Source organism: Rhodococcus sp. IEGM 1379 (assembly GCF_030056815.1).
GTDB lineage: Bacteria > Actinomycetota > Actinomycetes > Mycobacteriales > Mycobacteriaceae > Rhodococcus_F.
In genome coordinates, this window is the sequence record NZ_JASHKR010000002.1 from 158708 (window position 1) to 184565 (window position 25858).

25 protein-coding genes are annotated in these 25858 nt (G+C 61.0%); 15 read left to right on the forward strand and 10 right to left on the reverse strand.

Annotated features, from left to right (window positions below; translation table 11 throughout):
- Nucleotide 1: 1 nt before the first annotated feature.
- The 4 genes from cobU to QM600_RS02065 are packed head-to-tail and all read right to left on the reverse strand — an operon-like array spanning nucleotide 2 to nucleotide 4096.
- The gene (cobU, locus tag QM600_RS02050; RefSeq protein WP_283259810.1) at nucleotides 2–1321 is read right to left on the reverse strand and encodes a bifunctional adenosylcobinamide kinase/adenosylcobinamide-phosphate guanylyltransferase; all 1320 of its coding nucleotides are present in this window, start codon (nucleotides 1319–1321) and stop codon (nucleotides 2–4) included.
- On the reverse strand, nucleotides 1321–2109 hold the full coding sequence (locus tag QM600_RS02055; protein ID WP_283259811.1) for an ABC transporter ATP-binding protein: 789 nt from the start codon (nucleotides 2107–2109) through the stop codon (nucleotides 1321–1323). The genes cobU and QM600_RS02055 overlap by 1 nt, the downstream gene beginning before the upstream one ends.
- A complete protein-coding gene (locus tag QM600_RS02060) occupies nucleotides 2106–3140 on the reverse strand; it encodes a FecCD family ABC transporter permease (protein ID WP_283259812.1) in 1035 nt (344 codons plus the stop codon). Before QM600_RS02060 ends, QM600_RS02055 begins: the two co-directional genes overlap by 4 nt.
- An 8-nt stretch (nucleotides 3141–3148) precedes the next feature.
- Nucleotides 3149–4096 (reverse strand): ABC transporter substrate-binding protein, encoded by a 948-nt coding sequence (locus QM600_RS02065; RefSeq protein WP_283259813.1) that lies wholly within the window; start codon nucleotides 4094–4096, stop codon nucleotides 3149–3151.
- 328 nt (nucleotides 4097–4424) lie between these two features.
- On the opposite strand from QM600_RS02065, the gene QM600_RS02070 reads away from it, so the two are divergent.
- From QM600_RS02070 to QM600_RS02080, 3 genes are read left to right on the forward strand one after another with little or no spacing between them, the layout of a single operon-like run.
- Nucleotides 4425–4841, forward strand: a complete 417-nt coding sequence (locus QM600_RS02070; RefSeq protein ID WP_283259814.1) for a GntR family transcriptional regulator — start codon at nucleotides 4425–4427, stop codon at nucleotides 4839–4841.
- Complete coding sequence (locus QM600_RS02075) at nucleotides 4838–5707, forward strand: ABC transporter ATP-binding protein (protein ID WP_283259815.1); 870 nt, start codon at nucleotides 4838–4840, stop codon at nucleotides 5705–5707. Before QM600_RS02070 ends, QM600_RS02075 begins: the two co-directional genes overlap by 4 nt.
- On the forward strand, nucleotides 5704–6780 hold the full coding sequence (locus QM600_RS02080; protein WP_283259816.1) for an ABC-2 membrane transporter-related protein: 1077 nt from the start codon (nucleotides 5704–5706) through the stop codon (nucleotides 6778–6780). Before QM600_RS02075 ends, QM600_RS02080 begins: the two co-directional genes overlap by 4 nt.
- Before the next feature lie 3 nt (nucleotides 6781–6783).
- Here QM600_RS02080 and QM600_RS02085 read toward each other — a convergent pair whose 3' ends face one another.
- A complete protein-coding gene (locus QM600_RS02085; RefSeq protein ID WP_283259817.1) occupies nucleotides 6784–7431 on the reverse strand; it encodes a DUF4232 domain-containing protein in 648 nt (215 codons plus the stop codon).
- Between the two features lie 123 nt (nucleotides 7432–7554).
- Here QM600_RS02085 and QM600_RS02090 point away from each other — a divergent pair, with 123 nt between their 5' ends.
- Nucleotides 7555–8628, forward strand: a complete 1074-nt coding sequence (locus tag QM600_RS02090; RefSeq protein ID WP_283259818.1) for a VIT1/CCC1 transporter family protein — start codon at nucleotides 7555–7557, stop codon at nucleotides 8626–8628.
- Between the two features lies 1 nt (nucleotide 8629).
- On the opposite strand, the gene QM600_RS02095 is transcribed toward QM600_RS02090, so the two are convergent.
- A complete protein-coding gene (locus QM600_RS02095) occupies nucleotides 8630–10357 on the reverse strand; it encodes an APC family permease (protein ID WP_283259910.1) in 1728 nt (575 codons plus the stop codon).
- A gap of 317 nt (nucleotides 10358–10674) precedes the next feature.
- Here QM600_RS02095 and QM600_RS02100 point away from each other — a divergent pair, with 317 nt between their 5' ends.
- Together QM600_RS02100 and QM600_RS02105 are read left to right on the forward strand one after the other, a co-directional pair.
- The gene (locus tag QM600_RS02100; protein ID WP_283259819.1) at nucleotides 10675–12459 is read left to right on the forward strand and encodes an N-acyl-D-amino-acid deacylase family protein; all 1785 of its coding nucleotides are present in this window, start codon (nucleotides 10675–10677) and stop codon (nucleotides 12457–12459) included.
- A gap of 6 nt (nucleotides 12460–12465) precedes the next feature.
- Nucleotides 12466–13068, forward strand: coding sequence for a TetR/AcrR family transcriptional regulator (locus tag QM600_RS02105; protein ID WP_283259820.1), 603 nt, complete (start codon nucleotides 12466–12468; stop codon nucleotides 13066–13068).
- A 45-nt stretch (nucleotides 13069–13113) separates the two neighbouring features.
- On the opposite strand, the gene QM600_RS02110 is transcribed toward QM600_RS02105, so the two are convergent.
- Together QM600_RS02110 and QM600_RS02115 are read right to left on the reverse strand one after the other, a co-directional pair.
- Nucleotides 13114–14769: an FAD-binding dehydrogenase gene (locus tag QM600_RS02110; protein ID WP_283259821.1), complete on the reverse strand. Its 1656-nt coding sequence runs from the start codon at nucleotides 14767–14769 to the stop codon at nucleotides 13114–13116.
- A complete protein-coding gene (locus QM600_RS02115) occupies nucleotides 14766–15425 on the reverse strand; it encodes a TetR/AcrR family transcriptional regulator (RefSeq protein WP_283259822.1) in 660 nt (219 codons plus the stop codon). Before QM600_RS02115 ends, QM600_RS02110 begins: the two co-directional genes overlap by 4 nt.
- A gap of 243 nt (nucleotides 15426–15668) precedes the next feature.
- Here QM600_RS02115 and QM600_RS02120 point away from each other — a divergent pair, with 243 nt between their 5' ends.
- The 5 genes from QM600_RS02120 to QM600_RS02140 all read left to right on the forward strand — a co-directional run bounded on the left by QM600_RS02120 (nucleotide 15669) and on the right by QM600_RS02140 (nucleotide 20354).
- Nucleotides 15669–16799, forward strand: coding sequence for an LLM class flavin-dependent oxidoreductase (locus QM600_RS02120; protein ID WP_283259823.1), 1131 nt, complete (start codon nucleotides 15669–15671; stop codon nucleotides 16797–16799).
- Between the two features lie 144 nt (nucleotides 16800–16943).
- Nucleotides 16944–17507, forward strand: coding sequence for a hypothetical protein (locus QM600_RS02125; RefSeq protein ID WP_283259824.1), 564 nt, complete (start codon nucleotides 16944–16946; stop codon nucleotides 17505–17507).
- Nucleotides 17508–17656: 149 nt separating this feature from the next.
- Entirely contained in the window at nucleotides 17657–18388 is a 732-nt protein-coding gene (locus tag QM600_RS02130; RefSeq protein WP_283259825.1) for a hypothetical protein, read from the forward strand.
- A 62-nt stretch (nucleotides 18389–18450) separates the two neighbouring features.
- A complete protein-coding gene (locus QM600_RS02135) occupies nucleotides 18451–19638 on the forward strand; it encodes an ATP-binding protein (protein ID WP_283259826.1) in 1188 nt (395 codons plus the stop codon).
- Nucleotides 19635–20354, forward strand: a complete 720-nt coding sequence (locus tag QM600_RS02140) for a M50 family metallopeptidase (RefSeq protein ID WP_283259827.1) — start codon at nucleotides 19635–19637, stop codon at nucleotides 20352–20354. Before QM600_RS02135 ends, QM600_RS02140 begins: the two co-directional genes overlap by 4 nt.
- Before the next feature lie 61 nt (nucleotides 20355–20415).
- On the opposite strand, the gene QM600_RS02145 is transcribed toward QM600_RS02140, so the two are convergent.
- Both QM600_RS02145 and QM600_RS02150 read right to left on the reverse strand, forming a co-directional pair.
- On the reverse strand, nucleotides 20416–21423 hold the full coding sequence (locus QM600_RS02145) for an NAD(P)H-dependent glycerol-3-phosphate dehydrogenase (protein WP_283259828.1): 1008 nt from the start codon (nucleotides 21421–21423) through the stop codon (nucleotides 20416–20418).
- Between the two features lie 97 nt (nucleotides 21424–21520).
- Complete coding sequence (locus tag QM600_RS02150) at nucleotides 21521–22249, reverse strand: FadR/GntR family transcriptional regulator (RefSeq protein WP_283259829.1); 729 nt, start codon at nucleotides 22247–22249, stop codon at nucleotides 21521–21523.
- A 131-nt stretch (nucleotides 22250–22380) separates the two neighbouring features.
- On the opposite strand from QM600_RS02150, the gene QM600_RS02155 reads away from it, so the two are divergent.
- The 4 genes from QM600_RS02155 to QM600_RS02170 all read left to right on the forward strand — a co-directional run bounded on the left by QM600_RS02155 (nucleotide 22381) and on the right by QM600_RS02170 (nucleotide 25858).
- Nucleotides 22381–23769, forward strand: a complete 1389-nt coding sequence (locus QM600_RS02155; RefSeq protein WP_283259830.1) for a GntP family permease — start codon at nucleotides 22381–22383, stop codon at nucleotides 23767–23769.
- A gap of 9 nt (nucleotides 23770–23778) precedes the next feature.
- The gene (locus QM600_RS02160; protein WP_283259831.1) at nucleotides 23779–24303 is read left to right on the forward strand and encodes a gluconokinase; all 525 of its coding nucleotides are present in this window, start codon (nucleotides 23779–23781) and stop codon (nucleotides 24301–24303) included.
- Nucleotides 24304–24337: 34 nt separating this feature from the next.
- Nucleotides 24338–24775, forward strand: coding sequence for an SRPBCC family protein (locus QM600_RS02165; protein WP_283259832.1), 438 nt, complete (start codon nucleotides 24338–24340; stop codon nucleotides 24773–24775).
- A 111-nt stretch (nucleotides 24776–24886) separates the two neighbouring features.
- Complete coding sequence (locus tag QM600_RS02170) at nucleotides 24887–25858, forward strand: alpha/beta hydrolase (RefSeq protein ID WP_283259833.1); 972 nt, start codon at nucleotides 24887–24889, stop codon at nucleotides 25856–25858.

The following is a 25858-nucleotide window of genomic DNA, read 5'->3' on the forward strand; positions in this document are numbered from 1 at the left end:
TTCAGCGCAGTCTGGTGGGTATGCCTGCCGTCAGAAGAACGACCGACTCGGAGGCGTCGGCGATCCGGGCGTTCAGGAGGCCGAGCAGATCGCGGAACATTCTGCCGGACTTGGTTTCCGGCACCACCCCACTGCCAACTTCGTTGGTGACGGCAACAATCCTAACGGGGCAGGTCGCCCAGGCTTTCAGAAGCTGGTCGATATCGGCGTGGACCGCAGGGGTATCGCCGCTCACCCACACGTCATGTCGGTTCATGCGAGCAGTCAACCAGGTGCCCAGGCAATCGAGGAGTATAGGTTCGGTTGCACCGGAAAGTATTTCGATCACGTCGCTGGTTTCGACTGTCGTCCAGGTAGTCGGCCGCCGCGCGCGATGCGACGCCACCCTGTCGGTCCAGTCGGGATCGTCATCGTAGGGATCTCCGGTGGCGATGTAGGTGACGTGCTTGTATGAGGCAAGCAGACTTTCTGCGTAGGTGGACTTGCCCGCGCGGGCGCCACCGGTGATCAGGGTGCGATGAGGTGCCGGTAAACCTAGCTGCAGTACGGTTCCGTCAGGCACTGTTCTCGCGCTGGAATGGCTCAGTGTCTCAGTGAGTTCCGGCAGCGGTGGGTTGTGGTGCCCCAGGTGGACGGCCACGATATCGGTTCGGTCGGTGACGGCACCGTTAGCGCGTAATGCCGTGACGGTGCGAGCGAAACTGGGCAGGTCGTGGTGCCCGGTGTCGTGGTCGGTTTTGTGGCCGAAGGTTTCTTCGAGGAAGAGGGCGTCGAAGTCGGCTTCTGCAATTGCGCCAATGGTCGACTCGGGAAGTGGACCGGTGTCGGTTGCCCAGAAGATTCGGGTTCCGTCGGTGTCGGTGATGTCGTACAGCAACGTCGGCACTTCGTGTGTCGCAGCCAAAGCGCGAACAACATACGTCTCCAGCGTTATCGACTGCCCGGCAACGAGTGGAATGAAGGTGACCGGGTCTTCCGGGCCCACCCAATCGCGGCAGAGATCAAGCGCGTCGGCCGGTCCGAGAACCTGGAGTGGTTCGATGCGAGAGGCCCAAGACCGGAACAGAAGAGCCATCGGGCCCAGGTGATCGGGATGCGAATGGGTCAGCAGAATATGTGAGACTCCGGCGAGGGTTCTGCCGTATCGCGTAGCGGCACGCGGTACTTCGGGTCCGCAGTCGAGCAGGATTCGGTTGTCCACAAGAGCGGCAGTCTGGCCTCGGACAGACCCTGTAGAGATCGCAGATTTGCAGGACTCGCACGTACAAAACGGGTTCGGCCAGCCGTCGGCAGCACCGGTACCGAGCATCACCAGTTCCATCAGCGGGCATTCTTTTGGAGGATCGGTACAACAACAGGACCGCTCGGTCGATCCAGAACTTCAACGCGAGCGCCGTACACCTTGCCCAAAAGGTCAGCGCGCAGAACCTCGGACGGTGTTCCGTCGGCGACGACTCGGCCTTGATCGAGCAACACGATGCGCTGCCCGTACTGCCCGGCGAGAGTGAGATCGTGCATTGCGGCAATCACTGTGATGTTGTCGGACAACCGCATTGCCTCTACCAGGTCGAGGACCTGCTGTTGGTGGCCGATGTCGAGGGCGCTGGTCGGCTCGTCGAGAAGCAACACCTTGGGCTCTTGGGCGAGTGCGCGGGCCAGAACCACACGTTGTAGTTCTCCGCCGGACAGTTCGGTTGCGCGGCGATCGGCAAATGCAGTGAGGTCCAGGCGCTCGATGACGTTGTTGATCACGGCGCGATCGGTGGCCGTCTCGGTGCCGAAGCGTCGTAGATACGGTGTACGGCCCAGCGCGACAAGCTCGGTGACCGTTGCGCCTTCCGGTACCACGGGCCGCTGCGGCATCAAGGCGACAACCTGGGACATGGCTTTGCGCCCCGAATCCCGTGGGCTTCGTCCGGACACGGTGAGCTCACCCGTGGAAACGATCAACCCCGCCAAGGCATGCATCAACGTTGTTTTGCCGGCGCCGTTGGGGCCGACCACTGCTACCCAATCGCCCGGGGAGACATCAAGATCGATGCCGTCGACTACGTTCTTGCCGCCGAGCGCTACTCGCAGGACTCGGCAATGTACTGCGGGCGTCGTCATGTCGATGCCCGGCTGCGGCGTAGGACCAGCAGGAAGAACGGTGCACCGATCATGGCCGTCACGACACCGATCGGGAGTTCAGCAGGCGACATCAAAGTGCGCGCAGCTACGTCGGTGAGGACGAGAAACGCGGCGCCTAGCATCAAGGACAGCGGCAGGAGCAGTCGGTGCGAGGGTCCGGCGACAAGTCGAACAGCATGGGGAACAACAATTCCCACAAAGCCGATCAGGCCGCTGGCACTGACCACTGCGGCGGTTCCGAGGGTGGCGGCAAGAACCAGAATGAGTCGCGACCGTGCCGGATCGACACCCAAACTGGCGGCTTCCACGTCGCCGACAGCCATGACGTCGAGCACCCGTCGGTGAACAAGAATGACAGCGGACGCCAGCACGACGTACGGGATGACAACCTGAACTTCGGACCAGCCGTCCGTCGACAATCCGCCGAGCAGCCACGTATAGACCTCGCGCAGTGAATCGTCGAAGCGTTGCTGCACAAAGGTTTGCACTGCATTGGTAAAGGCTGCAACTGCAACACCCGCGAGAATGATGACCACGGCGTTCTGAGCGCCACCGATACTGCGTCCGAGCGCGTAGGTCGCGAACACTGCCAGCACGCCACCGGCGAAGGCGGCCATGGGAATTCCGAACATGCCCAGCGCGCCGCCGGAGACGATGGCCAGCGTTGCACCCAGACCGGCGCCGCTGGATACACCCAGAAGATAGGGATCTGCCAACGGATTTCGGAACACACCTTGATAAGCGGCCCCGGCCACTGCCAACATTGCTCCGACCAAGGCTCCCAGGACAACTCGGGGAAGTCGGATCTGCCACAGAATGGCCTGCTGTTGAACGGTGAGGCCGGAATCGATGTGGATGCCCGGAATTCCGTCGAACAGTTCGAGAATGACGCGGTCAGGGGTCAGGCCTGCCGGCCCCACCAGAACGCCGATCAGCAGTGCCGCACACAGAATGAGTGCGGCACCGACAAGAGCGGCGATCCGGTGGTTCGCGAGACCGGCTTTTGTCATCAGAGAACTCAGGCCGTCGGAACCTGCGCCACGATGGCAGCAACAGCCTGGACCTGGTCAGCGACGCGGGGTCCCCAACGGCTGGAAAGGTCCTCGTCGAGCACATGAATCTGATGTCCGGTCACAGCTTTCATGCCGTTCCAACCCGGCCGTGCTGCAACAGCTTCCGCGGTGACGCCGCAGCACTGAGAATCGGCCAGGAAGATCAGATCAGGATTGGCCTGAACCACGAACTCTGCCGAAAGTTGCGGGTAGTCACCCTGATTGGCCGCGTCGGCGATGCTCTTCATCCCGAACAGGCCGTAGATCTTCCCGATGAAGCTTGTACTCGTCACGGTGTAGAGCGAGGAGTCGAGTTCGTGGAAGTAGGTCAGGGGCTGTGTCCGTGCCGGAACGCCGGCAACCGCGGTAGCGATCTTGGTGCGCATGTCGCTGACGACATCCGTGCCGGCATCCTTGTGGCCCGTCGCCGCCGCGACCAGTTCGATCTGCGAATAGACGTCGTCGATGCTTGTTGCTGCGGGGAGCAAGAGCGTCGGAACCTTGGCCTTCTTCAATCCGGAGACCAGATCATTCATGTCGTCGGAGGCGATGACCAGATCGGGCGCATAGCCGAGGATGGCTTCGACGTTGGGCGCGAAGCCCGACAGATCTGTGACGGGAACTCCGGCGGGGTAGTCGGACTGATTGTCGACGGCCTTGACCTGATCGCCGGCACCGACGGCCCACAGTGTTTCGGTAGCGCTGGGGCTCAGCGAGACGATCGACTGCGGACGCGTCTCGATGGTGATGTCGGTGGAGCCGGCTGCAACCGTCACCGGGAACGATCCGTCGGAAGCTGCCGTCGTAATGGGAGCGTCGGACGTCGAACTGCTGCAGGCGCCCGCCAACAGGGCTGTACTCACCGCCAACGCAGCAAAAATCGATCGGAACGTTCGTGTCGGCCGACTGCTCACAGCCACCCCTCCAATAGTGGGCAAAGGTCGCCATGCGGCGCGGCCAGGAGGCTGGGCTGCACGAGCGTCCTTCGTCCGAGGACCATCGTGTCGCCACGAAGCTGGGTGACCTGACTCGTTCGCCTCGTCAAAATCCGGGCGACATCACAGTTGCGTCGACAGTGCCGGGATCGCACCGGACTTCACAAGCAGCGTGGCACCCCGGAAATCCGGGGCATCTGCACTTTACAGGGGTGCCTGCTCTTGACCGGAAGGGCAAAGACCTTGACCTGAAGAACAAAGGTAGGGTAAATATCTATTCCACTAATGAACTAGTGAAAGGGTTCGGATGATCGACTTCCGTATCGACCGCCGATCCGGCATTCCCACCTACGTGCAATTGGTTGTGCAGGTGAAGCAGGCACTCCGTCTCGGCGACCTACAGGTCGGTGACCGACTGCCTACTGCAAAAGACGTCGTGGGTGCGCTCGCGATCAATCCCAACACTGTGCTCAAGGCGTACAAGGAGCTCGAGCGCGACGGGTTGGTCACGCCGAGGCCGGGCTTGGGCACATTTGTCACCAAGTCCTTGGCCAAGCCGGGGATGGCAGAAAGCACCGCGCTACGTACCGAGTTGTCTCGCTGGGTCTCGGACGCCGTGGCTGCCGGCCTCGAGCGAACAGACATCGAGGCACTCGTAGATATGGAACTCGAACGCGAGTTCACTGAAACAGAGTCGTCCGGAGAAGAGGGGGAGGCACCATGACCGAGCAAGAATCTGCGCTCACCATGGCAGACGTGGACAAGCGCTTCGGGCGCAAGAAGGTGCTCGACGCCTGCACCTTCGAGGTGGCGACGGGAAGTATCACGGCACTGGTGGGAGTGAACGGAGCCGGCAAGTCCACTCTGATGAATGTGGCAGTGGGCTTGATGACGCCGGATCACGGCTCGATTTCCGTGCTCGGCGCAGAGCCGAGTCGCGGCGGCATCAGTCCAGGCTTGGCGTATCTGGCGCAGCACAAGCCGCTGTACCCCAAATTTACTGTCGCTGAGCTGCTTCGGTTCGGTGCGCACACCAATGATCATTGGGACGGCAAGTACGCACTCGGCTTGGTAGAGCGGGCAGACGTTCCTCTCGACGCGAAGGCCAAGAATCTCTCGCCTGGCCAACGAACCAGAGTGGCATTGGCTTTGGCGCTCGGGCGCAGGCCGAAACTGCTGCTCCTCGATGAGCCGTTGGCAGATTTGGACCCCGTCGCGAGGCGGTCGGTCGCGTCGTCGTTACTCGAAGATGTCGCCGAATTCGGCACCACCGTATTGCTTTCCTCGCACATCATTTCCGAACTGGCCGACGTCTCGGATCGACTGCTTCTCCTCGGCGACGGAAATGCGCGACTCTCGGGGCCGTTGGATGAATTGGTTTCTGCCCATTACGTATTGGTGGGTGATGGCGATCCGTCGGATGTAGTGGGCGCCGGCACAGTGGTGCATACCGACAAGGGGCTCCGCCGAAATGCGCACCTCATCGAGGGTCGTAGGCCGAGTGGATCTGCTGGCTGGACAATCGACGACGCAACTTTGGACGACCTAGTGCTCGGGCATCTGAGCGCAGAATCGAAGGTGTCAGCATGATCTGGGTAACCTGGCGTCATCATCGGACGTCGCTCATTGTCTCCTTGGGAACTATTGCGGCGCTGGCAATTACGGCATTGGTCAGTGGGCTGATCATCGAGGGCGACAGCGGTGCTCGCCCGTTCGGGTCGTTTCTCGGTTGTTTCGGTAGCGCGACGGCGGTCTGCGCGGCGGAAACGGCATTGACCGCGACTACCGTGATTGCAACAATGCTTCCGGTGCTCCTGGGCGCACTGGTCGGTGTGACGGTCTTCTCGCGAGATATCGAGCAGGGCACGCATGTCTTGGGATTGACCCAATCAGTCAGCCGAGTCCGTTGGTTCTGGACGAGAGTGCTGGTTGTTTTCGTGCCGTTGACCGCTGCTACCACGCTGCTCGGTTTTGTGTTGGAGTGGACGCGTAGGCCGCGTGAACGCGAAAGTTTCGGATTCGTCGGCGGCCGTGGGTATCTCATCGACTTGTCGAATCTGACGTACCCGTTCTTTCAATCGAGTGGATTGGCCTTGGGTGCTTACACATTCATGTCGCTGATGCTCGGGGCGGCATTTGCGCTGCTGGTGCGCAGTTCGATCGGGGCCATGGCGCTGACGATGGTCGGTGTAATTGGTGTACTGGTGATGTTTCAATTTGTCGCCAGGCCTCACTACGCGCCGTTGAGTGTCGACGCATCGCCGATCATCAACGGGGGAGTTACCTACACGGCTACGGAGGATGGCTCTCTTCCCGGAGTGAATTGGGAGATCGACCAGGGATACGTCGATATCCGAGGCAATTTTGTCGACCTTCGCTACGAGGAGTGCACGTGGGGAGGATCGGGCGAAGGGAATCCGTACGACCAACGCCCCGAGGAGACAGGTGCCGAGTACACACTCCGCATCGATGAACTAGAGGCGCAACAGGACCAAGAGATGGAGGTGTGTCTGCAAGAACAAGGCGTCGATCACTACGAAACCCGATACCACTCCGCTGATCAGTTCCGTCGATTCCAGCTGACGGAAGCCGCTCTGGTACTGGTTCTTTCAGGCATCTTCATGATTCCCGCACTCGGGGGATTACGACGCCTGAAGCCGTAGGGATCAGCCGGTGACCGGTGCGACGCTCAGTTGGTTGATGTTTGCGCCGGTCATCGAGCAGGCTTTGGTGGGGTAGGGAACAAAGACGGAATCGTAGCTGCCCGGCGGATAGACCTGCAGCCCCGCAACTTCGGTGACACCGCACTGATCGGCCGGGTAGTTCTCGACGTTGGTGGCACGAACCAGCGCGGTTCCGGCGGATCCGGGAGCAAGTGAGACAACCGAACCGGAGCCGGATCGGGTCGCGGGCGCGCCCACCGGATTCCCGGAGGCTTCCGTGACATACGAGACGCCGGGGAAACCGTCGAGGTTGCAGGTTCGTGAGCTTGTATTGGTGAAGACCAAAGGGAGTTCGGTGGAGCCTGCCGCGCCGCCCGCCTGGCCGAGGGTCACGCTCAGTTCTCCGACGGTGCAGTTCTGCGGATTCGGGACCATCGTCGTGGTGGGCTGTGATTGCCCGGTCGTGGAGTGCCCGGCGTGAGTAGTCGGTGCGGGTGCCGGCGCAGCGGAGGTCGACAATGCCGCGGTGGGTGTGGGAACTGAGGAACTTGCCGCGGTATCGGAACTGTCGGATCCGCAACCACTGACGAGGGCCAGTGCCGCCAGCGGTGCCGCGAACAGGACGATCCGACGTGTTTGTGTTGGACTCATGGGGTTCGCTCCTCCGGACAACCGATACGTGTGTCCGGTATATCCGAATTAAGTCTGGGATGTGCGGGAATGCGGTAACTATGCCCGTACAAGAACTACGCCGCCGAGCACGAAGGAGATTCGATGTCGCCGATTCCGGATGCACGGCCCGATCCGCAGCCTCGTGACATCAAGCGGTGGCGCCGGTATCTAGCGGATGAGCAGGCCGAGGCGGCTGTCTACCGAGATCTTGCCGGACGCCGGACCGGCGAGGAGCGCGAGATCCTTCTTGCCTTGGCCGAAGCTGAAGGCCGGCATGAGGCCCATTGGCGAGCCCTCCTCGGCGATCATGTGGGCAAGTCGATGCGTGGCGATATCCGTACGCGCATACTCGGTTTCCTGGCGAGACGATTCGGCTCGGTTTTTGTTCTCGCCCTTGCCCAACGCGCCGAGACACGGTCGCCTTACCCGCATGATGCCGACGCCACCGCGTCGATGGGTGCCGACGAAAAGATTCATGAAGAAGTTGTACGGGCCCTGGCCACACGTGGCCGCAACAGACTCTCGGGAACGTTCCGTGCCGCAGTGTTCGGCGCAAACGACGGACTGGTCAGCAACTTGGCTTTGGTCCTCGGTATCAGCGGCAGCGGCGTTTCCAATCAGATCGTGTTGATCACCGGTATGGCCGGACTTCTGGCCGGTGCATTGTCGATGGGGGCCGGCGAATATGTTTCGGTGCGCTCCCAACGTGAATTACTCGAGGCCTCCACGCCGGGAGCGGCAGCAAGAGACGCCGTCGGACTCCTCGATGTCGATGCCAACGAGTTGGCGCTGGTGTATCGGGCTCGCGGTATGACGCAAGAGGAAGCTGAAGTGCGTGCCGCAGAGGCATTGAAGTACAACAACTTCGGGTCTACGGATGTCGAGGACACCCATGAGGCGGTCGGTTCCGGCATCGGTGCAGCGTTGGCGAGTTTCTGCTTCTTCGCTTCCGGCGCAATCATTCCGGTGCTGCCGTACCTGTTCGGGTTGGAAGGCACGGCGGCACTCATTGTGGCTTCCGTTTTGGTTGGCATTGCCCTGCTGGGCACCGGTGTGGTGGTCGGATTGCTTTCCGGTGGTCCGCCTTTCAAGCGTGCGCTTCGACAACTCGCCATCGGTTACGGCGCCGCCGGCGCAACGTACCTGCTCGGGATGCTGTTCGGCACGTCGCTGTGATCTAGGCGCGCAACGCAGGATCTCGGAAGGCCGGATCTATCCGAACCGGTACCTGGCAGACCACGGCATCGGTGTGCTTGCGCAGTGCGTCGGCAACCTCGTCAGTGCGTTGACGCGGAAGAAACCGGTGCCACGGCGTTGCCGGATCAAGAGTGGCGATCACGGCAAACGTTTCCCGGTGGGGGAAATGTGCTCGAATGTACCGGGACAGTGAGAGTCCCACCGAGTTCTCGGTGTCCTCGATGATGATCAACCGGGAATTCGGGTACTCTGCATTCCATCTTCGAGCGAACTCGGCCGTCGACTCGTGCTCCATGCAGACTCGGATGGCGATCGGTTGCGACGACATGGCGTACGCAGCGTCCATGGCGCGCGACGACAGCGTCGTCAGGCCTGAGACCGGAACCAGCACGGCCGGCTTGTATCCGATTGCCGGAGAGGTGCTCTTGTCTGCGCTGACGGTCAGACGTTCCCCGATGTGCTGGTAGGCGCCGCGGACGCGTTCCATACCCAACACGAGTGCCGGTAGCGCGAGCGCGATCAGCCAGGCGCCTTCGGTGAACTTCATTGCGGTGGTCACCACCGCTGCGATCGCGGTCAAGGCAGCTCCGAAACCGCCCAGGGCCAAGCGCCATTTCCAGCCGGGGGTTCGCAGTGTCAGCCAGTGCTTCACCATGCCGTACTGGGCGAGAGTGAACCCGATGAATACGCCGATCGCAAACAGGGGGACAAGGGTATTCATCTTGCCGGCGGATCCGATCAGAAGCAGGGCAGCGACACCGCCCAAGGCCAACACTCCGTACGTGAAGACGTCCCGAGACGACTTCCGGCTGAAGCGGTGTGGAAGAACATTGTCATCGGCGAGGATTCGCATCAGGTTGGGTAGTCCGCCGTACGACGTGTTCGCAGCGAGGGCCAACAGCACTACTGTCGAGAACTGGACGACGTAGTAGCCGACGCCATTTCCGAGAGCGGCGGATGTGAGCTGGGACAGGACTGTTGTTCCGGGTACCGGAGCCAAGGCGAACTTTTCGATCAGTACTGCGAGTCCGATCAGCATGGTGCCCAACAGGACTCCCAATGCGACCTCGGCGCGCTGGGCCGTGCGTACTCGGGGCTTCTTGAAGCTCGGTACGGCATTGGCAATGGCCTCGACTCCGGTCAATGCGGCGCAACCACTCGAAAATGCTTTGAGGAGTAGAAGAACCCCGATTGTGTGCGCATTGCCGACGAGGAACGGTGCCGACACTTGGGCGGCCGGTTCGTCTCGAAACAGTCCCGCGATAATCACGGTGAAGATGCTGACCACAAAGATGGCGGTAGGCAGCATGAATGCTCGCGCCGAATCAGCGATTCCGCGCAAATTCAACGCCGTGATGCCGCCGAGAATCACCAGTGCGATCCACACCGTATAGGGCAACAGAGTTGGGAAAGCCGACGTCAGTGCCGCGACGCCGGCAGCGATCGACACTGCGACATTGAGGGTGTAATCGATGATCAACGACGCGGCAGCAGTCAGGCTGGCTCGCTTGCTCAGGTGTTTCCGGGCGACGGCGTAGGCGCCGCCGCCTTCGGGGAAGGCGGCAATGACCTGGCGGTACGACGCAACCAAGACTGCGAGCAGTATCGCGATGGCAATTGTCACCGGAAGAGTGAACCCGAGTCCGGCCCCGCCGGCTAGCGCCAGCACCAACACAATGGCCTCAGGACCGTACGATACCGAGGCCATCGCGTCGAGCGAAAGTCCTGCCAGACCTGTTGCCACCGAGAGCTTTTGACGCTCGCGGAGACTTTGCTTCGCTGCGCGCGGGGTTCGTTGGCGTAGGGCGTTGGCGTGGCCGATCATCACTGCATGTCTCACCGAACAAGTATCCGGACGGATCGGGAGCGCTGGGTGCCTTGTTGACAAGATTTTGACGGGATCAATCGGTATGTTGACGCCGATCGGTGTAATTCTCTGGGCGGCGTAGAAAAATTCGCCCAAAAAGAGAGTGCGCAACCTCTAAATGAAGTAGCCTTCCTGCATCAATGTGATGGAGGTCACCAATGGCGCGTTATCTTGACCTGATTGTTCAACGCGGACTGTGGTTCGACGGTGCGGGCAGTCCGGCGTCGATCAGAGATATCGGGGTCCGGGACGGCCAGGTGGTCGAGGTCAGTCGTGAACCGCTGAGCCCTGGTGTGAGCACGAGGGTTATCGACGCCGAGGGTAAATGGGTGATGCCCGGCTTCATCGACGTGCATACGCACTACGATGCCGAGGTTCTGGTGGCACCGGGGCTCAACGAATCCGTCCGGCACGGTGTCACCACCGTTTTGGTTGGAAACTGTTCGTTGTCAACGGTATTCAGCGATCCTCTTGACATTGCGGACATGTTTTCGAGGGTGGAAGCTCTTCCGCGTGAACACGTTTTGGCTGCCTTGAGCAACGGAAAGACGTGGTCGTCGCCGCAGGAATATGCTTTGGCGCTCGACTCTCTGGCTTTGGGGCCCAATGTTGCTGCTTTCCTGGGGCACTCGGATATCCGAGCCAAGGTGATGGGGCTGGGCAGATCGACCGACGGTAGTCAGAAACCGACCAAAAAAGAGCAGCAAACCATGGAGGCTGCCGTGGAGAGTGCGCTCGACGCAGGATTCCTCGGACTCTCGACCATGACCAACCCCTGGGACAAACTCGACGGGGACCGGTATCGCTCACGGTCGTTGCCCTCGACGTATGCGAGGTGGAGTGAGTTTCGGCGGCTACACAAGATCCTGCGACGCCGAAATGCTGTCTTGCAGACCATTCCGAATCTCAATACGAAGTACGACATCATCTTCTTTGCGGCAGCCAGCACCGGCTTGATGCGCAAGCCGCTCAAGCTGTCCGTTCTGGCCGCAGCTGATCCCAAATCCGACCCGTGGCTCTATCGGATCTTCGGTCCGATAGCGAGGCTTACCAACGGGTTCGGGAAAGGCGCTTTGCGCTGGCAACATCTTCCGGTTCCGTTCCAGGTGTACTCGGACGGTATCGACTTGGTGGTTTTCGAAGAGTTCGGTTCCGGGCGAGCAGCATTGCATCTGCGAGAAGAGATGGGCCGCAACGACCTATTGCGGGACGAAGGGTACCGGCGATGGTTCCGTCAGGACTTCGAGAAGAAGTTCTCCTCACGCATCTGGCATCGAGATTTCGACGACGCGACAATTCTGGAATGTCCGGACGAGACGTTGATCGGCAAGACCTTCGGGGACGTCGCACGAGATCGGGCGATGCATCCGGTCGACGCATTTCTCGATTTGGTAGTGGAATACGGAACTTCCGTGCGCTGGACGACGGTCATCACCAACCACCGACCCGAGATACTGAATCACCTTCTCACTCGACCTGGAGTGACCATCGGCTTCTCCGATGCGGGGGCGCATCTGCGCAACATGGCGTTCTACAACTACGGAATCCGTTTGTTGCAGAGAATTCACGAGTACGCGGAGCGCGGCACACCGGTCATGGACACGGCAGAAGTCGTGCACAAATTAACCGGAGAAATCGGTGAGTTCTACGGCCTCGATGCGGGATTCCTGCGTGTCGGTGATCGTGCCGACTTCGTGATCGTCGATCCTGCCGGACTCGACAGCTCTACCGAGGAGTATGCGGAGGCGCCGATGCCGGAGTTCGGCGGGCTCAGTCGCATGGTGAATCGCAATGATCGTGCTGTTGTCGCGACAGTCATCGGTGGTGAGGTGGTCTTCGAATCGGGAGAGTTCGCTGCTGGCTACGGGGCCGGTGCCGGAACCGGAATTTTTTTGCGCGCCGGTAAGCGTGATCGCTCGACTCGGCGAAAGGCGACATCGTAAATGAAAGTGGACGTCGAACGCCGTCGCACGCAGCAGGAGCGCCGTGAATACACGGTCTCGAAGATTCTCGACGCGACCATGGCCAGTCTCGGCGAGGTCGGCTACACGGCGACGACGATTCGTGAAGTGTGTACCCGGGCTGACGTGTCATCGGGTGGTCTCTTCCGGCACTTTCCGACGCGCGTAGATCTGATGGCCGCAGCTGCAGATCGAGTGCGGGAGCAGCAGATTGCGAACTTTCGCGGCGGTCTCGAACTGCTGCAATCCGATTCCGTGAGGGATTGCCTCTTGTTGCTGCGAGCGGCATGTCGTGCACCTGTCAATGCGGCATGGTACGAACTTTTGGGTGCTTCGCGCGCAGATACCGAACTTCGAGCGCATCTTGCCCCGGTCACGGAGCGGTACCACAAGGAGATCGCTGACGTTGCCCGTCAGCTCCCGGTGATGCAGGACATTCCGGAAGATCAGCTCGATATGGTTCTGTTCACCGTCGTCCATCTACTGGACGGAGAGGCGCTCAGCGCGGTAGTGCACGCACAGCCAGAGCAGGAAGGGCCACGGCTCGAGATGATTGCACGAATTCTCACTGGTGGAACGCTACTCGGTTGAAACGGTATTCAGCCCGCTCGCCGTACGCGAGCGGGCTGATTGCGGTTACAGGTCTCGTGCCAACGCTCGGCCCGCTGCACGGCCGGAGAAAATGCAGCCGCCGAGGAAGGTTCCTTCCAGTGCGCTGTATCCATGGACGCCGCCGCCGCCGAAGCCGGCCACTTCACCGGCGGCATACAGGCCGGCGAATACACTGCCGTCAGCCTTGATGACCTGAGAATCGAGGTTGGTCTCCAAGCCTCCGAGAGTCTTTCGCGTAAGCAAGTGGAGGCGGACGGCGATCAGCGGGCCGTTTTTGGCGTCGAGGATCTTGTGCGGTGCGACGACGCGCACGATCTTGTCGGCCAGCAGGTTGCGGGCACCATGGATGGCGGTGATTTGGAAGTCTTTGCTGTACTTGTTGTCGACCTCACGATCGCGGGCGATCATTTCACGTTCGATGTCCTCGAAGTCGAGGAGCGGCTCGTCGGTGAGCGCGTTCATGCCGTCGACAAGATCGCGAAGGTTGTTGCGCACCACGAAGTCTACGCCCTTCTGCTTGAATGCTTCGACAGGTCCGGGTGCACCCTTCTTGATGCGTTCGAGCAGGAGTTTGAAATCGCGATTGGTGAAGTCGGGGTTCTGTTCCGAACCGGACAGTGCAAATTCCTTCTCGATGATCTTCTGATCGAGGATGAACCACGTGTACTCGTGACCACTGTCGAGGATGTACTTGAAGGTTCCCATCGTGTCGAAACCGGGAAAGTTGGGCACCGGCAAGCGTTTTCCGGTGGCGTCGAACCACATTGACGACGGGCCGGGGATGATGCGGATGCCGTGATTGGGCCAGATGGGATTCCAGTTCTGGATTCCTTCTGTGTAGTGCCACATGCGGTCGCGGTTGACGATGTTGCCGCCGGCGGATTCGGTGATCTCGAGCATGCGTCCGTCGACGTGTGCCGGTACGCCGGTCAGCATGTGCTCCGGCGCCTTGCCCAGTCGCTCGGGCCAATTCTTCTTCACCAGTTCGTAATTGCCGCCGATGCCACCGGAGGTGACCACAACGGCCTGCGCGGAGAATTCGAATTCCCCGATTGGTGTGCGGGAGCTTTCGACTCCGCGAATGGCGTTGGAGGGCTCGAGGACAGTGCCGCGAACTCCGGTGACTGCACCGTCGGTGAGTACGAGTTGATCGACCTGGTGGCGGTGCTTGAACGTGACGAGTCCACGTTTCTGCGCCGCGATCACCTTGTTGAGAAATACGTCGACGACGCCGGGGCCAGTTCCCCAGGTGAGGTGGAATCGGGGAACGGAGTTGCCGTGACCGAGAGCCATGCCGCGGCCGCGTTCAGCCCAGCCGACGTTCGGCATCAATCGAAGTCCCAAGTCGTGCAGGTACTCTCGCTTTTCTCCCGCTGCAAACTCGACGTAGGCCTTGGCCCATTGGCGGGGCCAGTGGTCTTCGCGGTCGCGGTCGAAGGCAGCCGTGCCCATCCAGTCCTGCATGGCCAGATCCAGAGAATCCTTGATGCCGAGTCGGCGTTGTTCGGGGCTGTCGACGAGGAAAAGTCCGCCCAGGGACCAGAAAGCCTGAGCGCCGAGGTTGGCCGCGTTTTCTTGTTCTACGACAAGCACTTTGCGTCCCGCGCGCGTCAGTTCGTAGGTGGCGACCAGGCCCGCAAGCCCGGCCCCGACAACGATGACGTCAGCATGTTCGCTCACAGCAACTCCTCTTCTGGCTGGTTGGATTCGATTGATGCGCTGTAGGACAGCAGGATTCGAGTGAAAATGTCGCGGCGCAGCGTAAACGCGGCACCGGTGTCCGTGTCGACGAGGCACTGCACGCTGGTGCCGTCATGGATTGCTACCAGGGCCCGTCCGAGTGCCGTGGGATCACCGACTACTTTTCGTCCGATATCGTGGAGTGCAGATTCGACGATTGGCAGCAAGGTTTGCAGGATCGCGTCTTCGCGGTCGGCTAACGCGGTTCGGAGGGCGTCGTTGCGAAGTGCGTGAGCCGTGAATTCTGCGTTGATCCGATACCACTGTGGGTCGACGGGGACCACCTCGACGATCCGCGCGACGGCGGAAGTTATGTCGAGTGAGCCGGCAGTGATTGCCGCGCTCGCCTTTTTCAGGTCTGCCAGCATTGCTGCGGATCGTTGCTCCCACATGGCAAAGAACAGTTCGTCCAGGGATCCGAAGTTGGAGTAGAAGGCCCCTCGTGAGTACCCACCCCGCTCGCAGATCTGCTCGACCGTCGCGCGTCCGAACCCTTCGGCGGCAAAGACCTCAGCCGCTGCGTCGAGGAGTCGCTGGCGCGTTTGACCTCTACGTTTGGTGACGCGTTTGGGCGGTAAGGCAGCCACATAGCTCATCGGTACCTCCGGTTCGGTGGGTTTCACAAACGATACACAGATGTATCCGATGCAGTGACGTATTGGAAAAATTCTCTTGTCAGGGATTTCTCATGATTTCTAGTGGATAGCCAAGATTTATGAATAATCACCGGTTCACGGATGCGCCATCTAAGAATCTCCGTGATTTCAACCCTGACCCAGGGCGTGTCCGGGCACTGTAATGGAGACCTCTGCTTGCTGGCGTCGAAAAGAGGAACTGGCGTGTCTCTGCGTTTCCACTGGTATCTGCCCACCTACGGCGATTCCCGCAACCTGATGGCCGGCGGGCACGGAAGTTCGATGTCCGGGGACCGTCCCGCGACGCTGAAGTACTTGAACCAGATCGGAGCTGCAGCAGAAGCCAACGGATTCGAAGCCGTCCTCACTCCGACCGGAGCGTGGTGCGAGGACGCCTGGTTGACGACGGCGATGATGGTGGACACCACCGAAACCCTCAAGTTTCTCGTTGCGCTCCGGCCAGGTTTGTCGAGTCCGACGTTGGCGGCTCAAATGGCGGCGACGTTCCAGTGGCAATCCGGCGGCCGGCTACTCCTGAATGTCGTAACCGGTGGCGAAGACTACGAGCAGCGAACTTTCGGAGACTTTCTGGACAAGAACCAGCGATACGCGCGATGCGGCGAATTTCTCGACGTGATTCGGCAGTTGTGGGCCGGGAACGGTCCCGTCGATTTCTCCGGAGAGTACGTCAGCGTGGAAAATGCTGCCTTGCATCGGATTCCGGATCCCGTTCCGCCGATCTTTTTCGGGGGCTCGTCACCGGCCGCGGGCACCGTTGCGTCACGTTTTGCCGATACGTATCTCACCTGGGGTGAAACCCCGTCCGCGGTTGCCTCAAAGATCGACTGGATCAGGGACCTGGCTGAGATTCAGGGCCGAAGCCTCGACTACGGAATTCGTCTGCACATCATCAGTCGTGACACAGCAGAGGAGGCGTGGGCGGAGGCTGATCGTCTGCTGAGCGCCTTGGATCCGGCGACAGTCGAACTGGCGCAAGCGAATCTCGCTCGATCAGGTTCGGAAGGGCAGCGTCGGATGCTCGACTTGCACGGTGGCGGCTCGGCGTACAGCCAGGGTGCGCACGCGCGGTCGTTGGAGATCTCGCCGAATCTGTGGACCGGTGTCGGGTTGGTGCGCGGAGGCGCCGGGACCGCGCTGGTCGGTTCGCATGAGGAGGTTGCCGACCGGATCGCCGAGTACGCAGCAATCGGCTTGGATCACTTCATTCTGTCGGGTTATCCACATCTCGAGGAGACGTACCAGTTCGGTGAAGGCGTCCGGCCGATCCTGGAGAAGCGTGGGCTTCTTTGCGGTGTCGACTCGGTTGGCATGTGAATATCACTTGGTGACGCGCCCCTACTGTGGGACATTGGTCCCGAGCTTTGGGCGTTTGGTCCGATTTGTACGATTCCTTCACATTGGACGCTTGTCTAGTTCTAAACTTCGCAGGTCATCGCGGCTCCGGTCGCGGAACCAGCAATGAGAGGGTCGTCAATGCAGGTAGAGAGCAAGTTTACGATTCGTCGCGTAGTAGGCGCTGTGGCTGTCGCTGCCGCAACCGTTGGCGGCGCAGCACTGATCAGCCCGGCAATCGCGTCAGCCGCTGTTACGGCGCCCGAAGTGACCTTCACGGTCGACGGCAACGATATGTCGTTGACGGTTGTCAACAACAACAGCACCGCAAATGGGGCTTTGGCGCCGCGGTGCCAGGCGCTTGTCGTCAACGCGCTCGAAGCGGCAAACATTGCCGACGATCCGAGCAAGTTGCTCGACCCGACTGTTGTTGTCTACCCCCATGTTGCGGATCTTCAGTCTCTGTTCGGCGTTCCCGCGGGAGAGACGGTGACCATGCCGGTGGCCGATGTTCCTGACGGAATGTATGCCGTGATCGGTGCATGCATCGACCCGACGGTCATCCCCATCAAGCCGGCTTTCGGTACGCCCCAGCTGGTCACGATCGGTAACCCCTTCGGTGGCATCGACATGGGAAGCCTGAGTGGCGGAAGCCTCGAGGGACTGCTGTCGGGCTTCCTGCCGAAGTGAAAATTGGCACACGGTAATTCTTGTCAGCTGCACCGGACTCGGGGTAACCTTTCCGGCTCCGGTGCAGTTCGCTATTCCGTAGCACATTTCCGACTAATCAGTCTATTGTTCTGGAAGTCTCAATTACCGAGCTATCCGGAGGTACGGAAATGCATAGTCGTGGGTTCAAGCGTGTGCTCGGAGGAGTGGCGATCAGCTCGGCAGCAGCGATCGGACTGACCTTTGCCGGAACCACGTCGGCTCTCGCAGCGCCGCTCGCACCGCCGTTGGAGGTGAGTGTGGCAGACAACGACATCACGTTCACGCTCACGAACCCGAATCCGCGGTTCAGTTTCATCAACTGCACGCCGGTGGTCGTCGCGGTCGGGAAATTGCCCGGAATCATCAACGACCCCGCATCGATCCTGACGCCGGGTGTTCTCGAATACCCGCTGGTCGAAAGCCCCTTGGACCTGTTCGGCGTTCTTCCGCAGCGAAGCCTGACCGAGACCGTGACTGTGTCGCCGGGCATCTACGGCGTGGTTGGCGCTTGCGTATCGATCCCCGAACTTACCGCTGGTCTCATCAGTGGGAACATTCCGATTCCGACGATCAGCTTGCCGGAGGTCGTCCTCGTGGGTAGTCCACTCGGGAGTCTGGGTAGCAGCGGAAGTGTGGGCAGCAGTGACGGTGGCGCTGGAAGCCTCTCAGGATCACTCGAGGGCCTGGGATTCGAAACCCTCAACGACGTGATCGCAGAAGTGCTCCGGATCCAGGCGGGAATCCAGGCGGGAAGCAGTGAACTCGGCAGCAGCAACAGTGGCAGCCTGGGAAGTCTCACGGGAAGTCTCACGGGCAGTCTGAGTAACGGAAGCAGCAGTACGGGAAGCGCCGGTTCCTAGTTTTCTAGGACACGCCCTAGAGAGCGGCATATGCGGCTAGTCGGCTTGTACCGTCGGTTGGCATGGACCCAGTGCGCAATCCATATGCCCCCGGTGCCGGTCAACGGCCGCCGGAGTTGGCAGGCCGCGACAAGCAGATCGATGCCTTCGATGTCGTCCTCGAGCGAATTGCTCGAGGACGGCCCGAGCGCAGTGTTGTCCTGACCGGGCTGCGCGGTGTCGGAAAGACGGTGCTGCTCAACCAGTTACGGTCGGCCGCCATCTCGAAGAGATGGGGGACAGGCAAAATTGAGGCACGTCCCGATCAAGATTTACGACGCCCACTCTCTTCCGCTCTACACATGGCAGTGCGGGAAATTGCGGTGTCACATCGCGATCCGGAGCGAGTAGAACAGTTTCTGGGTGTCCTCAAATCCTTTGCGCTACGCGCGACTGCGGACAAGGGAATGCGCGAACGGTGGCAACCAGGCATCGATGCTCCGGCGATCAAGGGCCGAGCCGACAGCGGTGACATCGAGATCGACTTGGTGGAATTGCTGATGGAAGCGTCGTCGCTGGCGCGCGATGTCGGCGTCGGGATCGCGATCTTCATCGACGAGATGCAGGACCTCAGTGCTGCGGACGTATCTGCGATCTGCGGCGCGTGCCATGAACTCAGCCAAGACGGTGCACCGCTCATCGTCGTGGGAGCCGGACTTCCGCATCTGCCAGCAGTGTTGTCGGCGTCGAAAAGCTACTCGGAGCGGCTGTTCAGCTATCACCGGATCGATCGACTCGAACGGGAAGCTGCAGACCAGGCATTGATTGCGCCCGCCGAGCGTGAGGACGTCAAATTCACGGACGAAGCGCTCGACGCGCTGTACGACGCGGCGGACGGCTATCCGTATTTTGTTCAGGCCTACGGAAAAGCGACGTGGGATGTGGCCGCGTCGAGTCCGATCACCAAAGATGATGTGCGAGTGGGCGCTCCGAGTGCCGAAGAAGAACTGGCAGTCGGCTTCTTCGGATCACGTTACGAGAGAGCCACTCCGGCGGAACGTGAATACATGCGCGCGATGGCAGATCTTTCCGGTGACGACGGTCCGGTCGCGACGTCGGCGATTGCCGTCGAACTCGGCCGCAAACCGGCGTCGCTCTCACCCGCGCGTGACGGTCTGATCAAGAAGGGGCTGATCTATTCGGCCGAGCGGGGTTCCATCGGATTCACGGTTCCGCATTTCGGCCGCTACTTGCGAGGGCAGGCGGAATGAACGCGCTGCAGACGGCTTGGGATCGCGTTGCGGCGATCAGTCCCGCGCCACAGACTTGGGTAGTTCCACTGATGGCGCTGTTGGCTGTCGTGATCGTCCTTGAACCACACCTATGGCGGGTTGCGCGCAATGTCGTGACCATTGCACACGAAGGCGCGCATCTCATTGTTGCGGTCTTGGTCGGGCGTAGGCTGAAAGGCCTTCGGCTGCACTCGGATACGTCGGGTGTTGCGATTTCGTCGGGAAAGCCGACGGGTTTGGGTGTCATCCTCATGACGTTCGCCGGGTACGTGGGGCCGTCGATCCTCGGACTCGGCGCTGCCGCATTGTTGGGCGCGCAGCGTGCTGTGTCGGTGCTGTGGATCGGGCTGTTCGTGATCGCGGTGATGATGGTGCTGATCCGCAATCTGTACGGGGTGTTCTCACTGGCGGTGGTCGGCGCGGTGCTGTTTGCTCTGGTGTGGTGGGGGACTCCGGAACAGCAGGTGGCGGCCGCGTATTTCCTGACGCTCTTCCTGCTTTTCGCTGGGCCGCGTCCGGTGGTGGAACTTCAGCGTCAGCGCATGCAGCGTGGCGGCGCACCGGATTCCGATGCCGATCAACTAGCAAGGCTTTCACCGATACCCGCGATTGTCTGGGTGGCGCTGTTCTTGCTGGTCAACGTCGGAGTTCTGGTGGTGGGCGGCTGGTGGATCCTGCGTCCGGTGGGTGGCTGATCCAGTCGATTGATCTATCTACAGGTATCTAGCTGATTAGCTAGATACCTGTAGATATTGATCACGCGATGTCTTCCTCGCCACCGGCCGCCACCTTCTGGAGGCCTCGGTAGGCGTCGTTCGCGCTCTGCCGGCCGGCGATGACAGCCTCGACCTCAGCCGCGATGGGCATGTCCACGCCGAACTCCCGAGCCAGGGCCATAACCGTCGGCGCAGTCTTGACGCCCTCGGCAACCTGGCCGAGTTTGGCGACAGCTTCCTCGACCGTGAGTCCTTGGGCGAGAGCCTCGCCGACGCGACGGTTGCGCGACGTCGGAGCCATGCATGTGGCAATCAGATCGCCGACGCCGGTCAATCCGGCAAAGGTTCGCGGATTAGCGCCCATTGCTTCACCCATGCGGGTCATCTCCGCGAGTCCACGGGCAAGAACCATGGCGCGAGTGTTGTCACCGACGCCCAGTCCGTCAGCCATGCCGGACGCGATCGCCACGATGTTCTTGAGAACGCCACCAAGCTCGCACCCGAGAACGTCGGTGTTCCGGTAGACGCGGAACACTGCGGACGCGAACAGCGGTTGAAGGGCAGCGGCCACGCGATCGTCCTGTGTTGCGACGACGGAGGCGGCGGCCATGCCGTCGGCAATTTCCTTGGCGATGTTCGGTCCGGCCAGAAGGCCGACCGGGTGGCCGGGCAGGCATTCGGCGATTACTTCGGTGGGGCGCAGACGAGTCCCGGGTTCGAGGCCCTTGGAGAGCGACAGGATCGGCACCCACGCGCGTACCTCGTCGGAGATCTCGGCGAGTGTGGAGCGCACGGCATGTGACGGCACCCCACACACCAGGACGTCGGCTTCGCGAGCTGCTTCGACCAGATCGGACGTTGCTCTCAGCCCCTTGGTGAGCCTTCGGTCGCCGAGGTATTTGGAATTGGTCCGATTGGTGTTGATCTCGTCGGCTGCGTCCTCGTTTCGCGCCCACAGCAACGTGGGCGTGTTGCGGGCAGCGAGGCCGGCGACGGTGGTTCCCCACGATCCGGCGCCGAGAACGACGACGCGTACCGCGCGGGCCATCAGAGTGCGCTGTTCGAGGTAGCGAGTGATGTCATGAGGCCCAGCGTTCCACTTGCGGAGCGGTTGCGGGGCAAATCCGCAGAGTCTGTGGTTCGACTTACAAGTGAGCCGGCGGCGGTGTGCTGGTGCGCATGGTTTCGACGGCGCCCGCGGATTCCGCGACGATCGAGCGCATTGCAGATTCGGCAGCGTCGGCGTCGCCCGATTGGATGGCCGACGCCACCACGCCGTGCAGGTGAATCGCTTCGGCGTCGGCTTCGTGGGGCATCAGGGCATGCCGAGTTCGACCTTCGAGAATTTCGACGACGATCTGCGACATTGCGCGCAACATCGGGTTTCCCGACGCCGCGAGAAGTGTGCGGTGGAAGTCGGCATCGTGGCCCAGGTAGGCGTCCGTGTCGGCGGCTCGGGAGGTAGCTGACATGCCGATGACGGCTGCGGTGAGCGCACCACATTGCCGGGGGGTGGCCCTTGTCGCGGCCAAGCGGGCAGCCAGCGGTTCGATTCCGGAGCGTAATTCGCTGAGGATCGACAACTGTTCGAATCGGTCGGGTCCGGCCAATTGCCAGCGGATGACAGTGGGGTCGAGTGCGTTCCAATGTTCGGATCCGAGGATGGTGATCCCGACGCGTCGACGCACGGCGGCCAGGCCGAGTGATTCGAGGACTCGCACGACTTCCCGGATGACGGTGCGGGACACGTCGTAGCGGGTCGCGACCTCGTCGGCGGAGATGGTGGTGCCCGGTTTCAGGACGCCGCCCACGATGTCCTGGCCCAGTTGTTCCAGCATCGAGTCGTGCAGTTGCTGAAAGGGGACGGCGGTCATAGATAGATCGTCCCATGCGTATGGATAAGCCCGCTGCAAGCTCTATAAATACTACAAATTAGTGTCTGGTCTTGAAATTGTAGGTTAATTAAGGAACAGTGACCTCAATCACTCACCGGACTGGAGTCCCTATGAACACCACAGCACTGCTGGCGGCGGAGATCGTCCCCGCTGGTAGCGACGCTCAATTGATCATCGCCGCCGTCGCCGGCGTCGCCGTGATCATCGCGCTCATCACCTGGCTGGATCTGCATCCCTTCCTCGCTCTGTCGATCGGGGCCGTCGGCGTCGGTCTGGCTGCTGGTCTCGGGTCCGCGGAATCCGTCGCCGCATTCGCCACCGGATTCGGTTCGACGATGGGTGGCGTCGGCATCCTGATCGGCTTCGGAGCGATGTTCGGCAAACTGCTGGCCGACTCGGGCGGTGCCGATCGAGTTGTCGACACTTTGGTCAGTCGCTCCAGTGCCGCGGCGCTGCCCTGGACGATGGCGTTGGTCGGTGCCGTCATCGGACTGCCGATGTTCTTCGAAATCGGACTTGTGCTCCTGATGCCGGTCATTATCTTGGTGGCTCGGCGCTCCGGTCAGTCCTTGATCCGTATCGCAATCCCCACGCTCGCCGGACTCTCTGCAATGCACGGACTGGTCCCGCCGCATCCGGGCCCGCTCGTTGCTGTCTCCGCATTGGACGCGAACCTCGGCCTTACTCTGGCGCTCGGTGTGCTGGTCGCCATCCCCACTGTTGTTCTCGCCGGTCCGGTATTCAGCAAGATCGCCGCACGGTGGGTTGATGTCAAGGTTCCGGATCTTTTTGTCACCGGCGAAGATTTGGGGGAGGAAGAGAAGAAGCAGAGGCCGTCCTTCGCAGCAACTCTGTCGGCAATCCTGCTTCCCGTGGTGCTCATGCTCGGCAAGGCATTTGCCGACGTCATCGCTCCTGATTCAGATGCGCTCCCCAAATCGGTGCTCGATTTCCTCGGAACACCCGTTGTTGCTTTGGGTCTCGCAGTTCTGGCCGGCATGGTGCTCCTGGGCCGCGGCGGTGGAATGGACCGCAAGGCCATCTCGAAGTCGCTGGAAAGCTCACTGCCACCGATTGCCGGCATCCTTCTGATCGTCGGCGCCGGCGGAGGCTTCAAGCAGGTTCTCATCGACACGGGCATCGCCGACGTGATTGCCGACGCGATCAAGGGCAGCAGCCTGCCGGTACTCTTCCTCGCCTGGTTGGTTGCTGTATTGATCCGCGTTGCAACAGGTTCGGCAACAGTTGCCACGGTGACCGCGTCGGGCATTCTTGCCCCGGTTGCCGCAGATTTGTCGTCCACCCATGTCTCGCTGATGGTGCTCGCGATCGGTGCAGGATCCCTCTTTCTCTCACACGTCAACGATGCCGGGTTCTGGTTGGTCAAGGAATACCTCGGTGTCAGCGTCGTACAGAACCTCAAGACGTGGACCGTGATGGAATGCATCATCTCGGTGTCCGGCTTGGCCGGCGTTCTTGTACTGAGCGCAATCATCTAGGGCGCGAACATGACTACTGAAATAGCGCAGAAGAATCCGGTACTCGTCGTGATGGGTGTCTCGGGGTCGGGTAAATCAACCGTCGGCGGAATGATTGCCGGCGCCATGGGATGGGATCTTCAAGAGGGAGACGATCTGCACCCGCAGGCCAACATCGAGAAGATGGCTGCCGGACATCCCCTCGGCGACGAGGACCGTTGGCCTTGGCTGGACAAGATCGCTCGGTGGATCACCGAACGGACCAATGCGGGGGAGCCTGGCATCGTGACCTGCTCGGCGCTCAAACGAAGCTATCGGGATGTCCTGCGAGGTGGCAACGTGGTGTTCGTGCATCTTGCAGGCTCGCGTGATCAGATCGGCCAGCGGTTGACGGCGCGTCTCGACCACTACATGCCACCGTCGCTTCTGGACTCGCAGATATCTACTCTCGAACCGATCGACCCGGACGAACAGGCAATCATCGTCGACGTGGGTGGCAGTCCCGCCGCGATCGTGGAAGAGATTCTGCGGCGGTTGGAGTCGCTCGGGTACTGAGCGTGCCGATGTGGTCGCCCATACAGTGGAAGTCGTGACCGACTTCGACTTTCGTAGTGAGTGGGTGCTGACGGCGTCTGCCGACCGCGTGTACGACATGCTCGCCGACGCGGAGAACTATTCGCTGTGGTGGCCGCAGGTACGCCGGGTACGGATGTTCGACGCGGATTCGGGTTCCATGACGATACGCAGTGTTGTTCCGCTGACCCTGGATGTTTTCGGTCGACGCGAGGTCGAAGACCCGGTGGCGAGGCTTTTGAAGGTCAATCTGTCAGGCGCGATGACTGGCTGGAGTCGGTGGACGGTGCGCCCGTCAGGGATCGGTTGTGTCGCTGATTTTCGCCAGGAGGTGACGGTCTCGGGAGCTCTCGGCGTAGCAGCGCGCGTCGCCAAGCCTGTCTTCGAGTGGAATCACGCAGCCATGATGCGGGGAGGATATCGAGGGCTGTCGGCGTACCTGTCCGTTCCGTAATTCCCGTTTCGAAGGTGCACCCTTCGTGCCATTGTGACGACAGTCGGTTATCGTTCTCTGAAAAGTATGTGTAACTCGAATACACAAAACGCTTTGACCTGGGAGGACGCTATGCGGACGCGAGATTCGACGGTATGGCACTGGAACGTGAGCCCGCGAGCGCGGTTCATTTTTGCGGTGACCAGGACGTTCGTGAAGCCGATGTTCACGTTCTGGCCGACCAGTGACCGCGGAATCCGGCAGCTGGAACGCCTCGACGCGCTGGCCGACCGCTTGCCGAAGCCAAAGAACCTGGACATCGAACCGTTGATGCTCGGTGGGGTTCCCAGCGAGAAGGTGACACATCCTCGCCGGGCAACAGGCGAGCTGGCCGGTGCCACCATCCTGTACTTCCACGGCGGCGGGTTCATCTTCTGCGGCCTTGCTACACACCGAGCGCTGTGCGGATTGCTGTCTGCGAAGGCCGGTGTCCCGGTGATCTCCGTCCGCTACCGACAGCTACCCGAAGGCTCGATCGGGACTTCGGTGGTGGATGCGATGGCGGCTTACACAGCGCTCCTCGAGACTGTCGAAGACCCGAACAAGATTGTGGTTGCGGGTGATTCGGCCGGTGGATACCTGGCGATGAAGGTCGCCGAAATTGCCGCGCTGCGTGGAATGATCCGGCCGGCAGCAGTTATCGGATACTCGCCGCTACTCAACGTCGACCTCGAAGAGCATGACCCCGACTTCATGAAACGCGATGCGTACCTGCCGATGTCGCAGGTCGAGAAACTCAAGGATCGGTGGCTCGACGGACCGGACGAGATTGTCGGTGCACAGTCCCCGATCAACGCCGACGCGAGCCTGATCCCGCCGTCGTTCCTCGTTGCCGCAGAGTACGAACTGATGCGCCCCGACGTGGAAATCATGACCGAAAACCTCATCAAGGTAGGCCAATCCGTCGAAACTCACATCTGGAGCGGGCAGATCCATGCCTTCCCCGTGATCGGCAAATCCCTGCGAGAGGGCCGCACGATCGTCGATCTTTCCATCTCATTCCTGGAACGGACCTTGGCGTCGAAGCAGCAGTTGAGCGCGTGA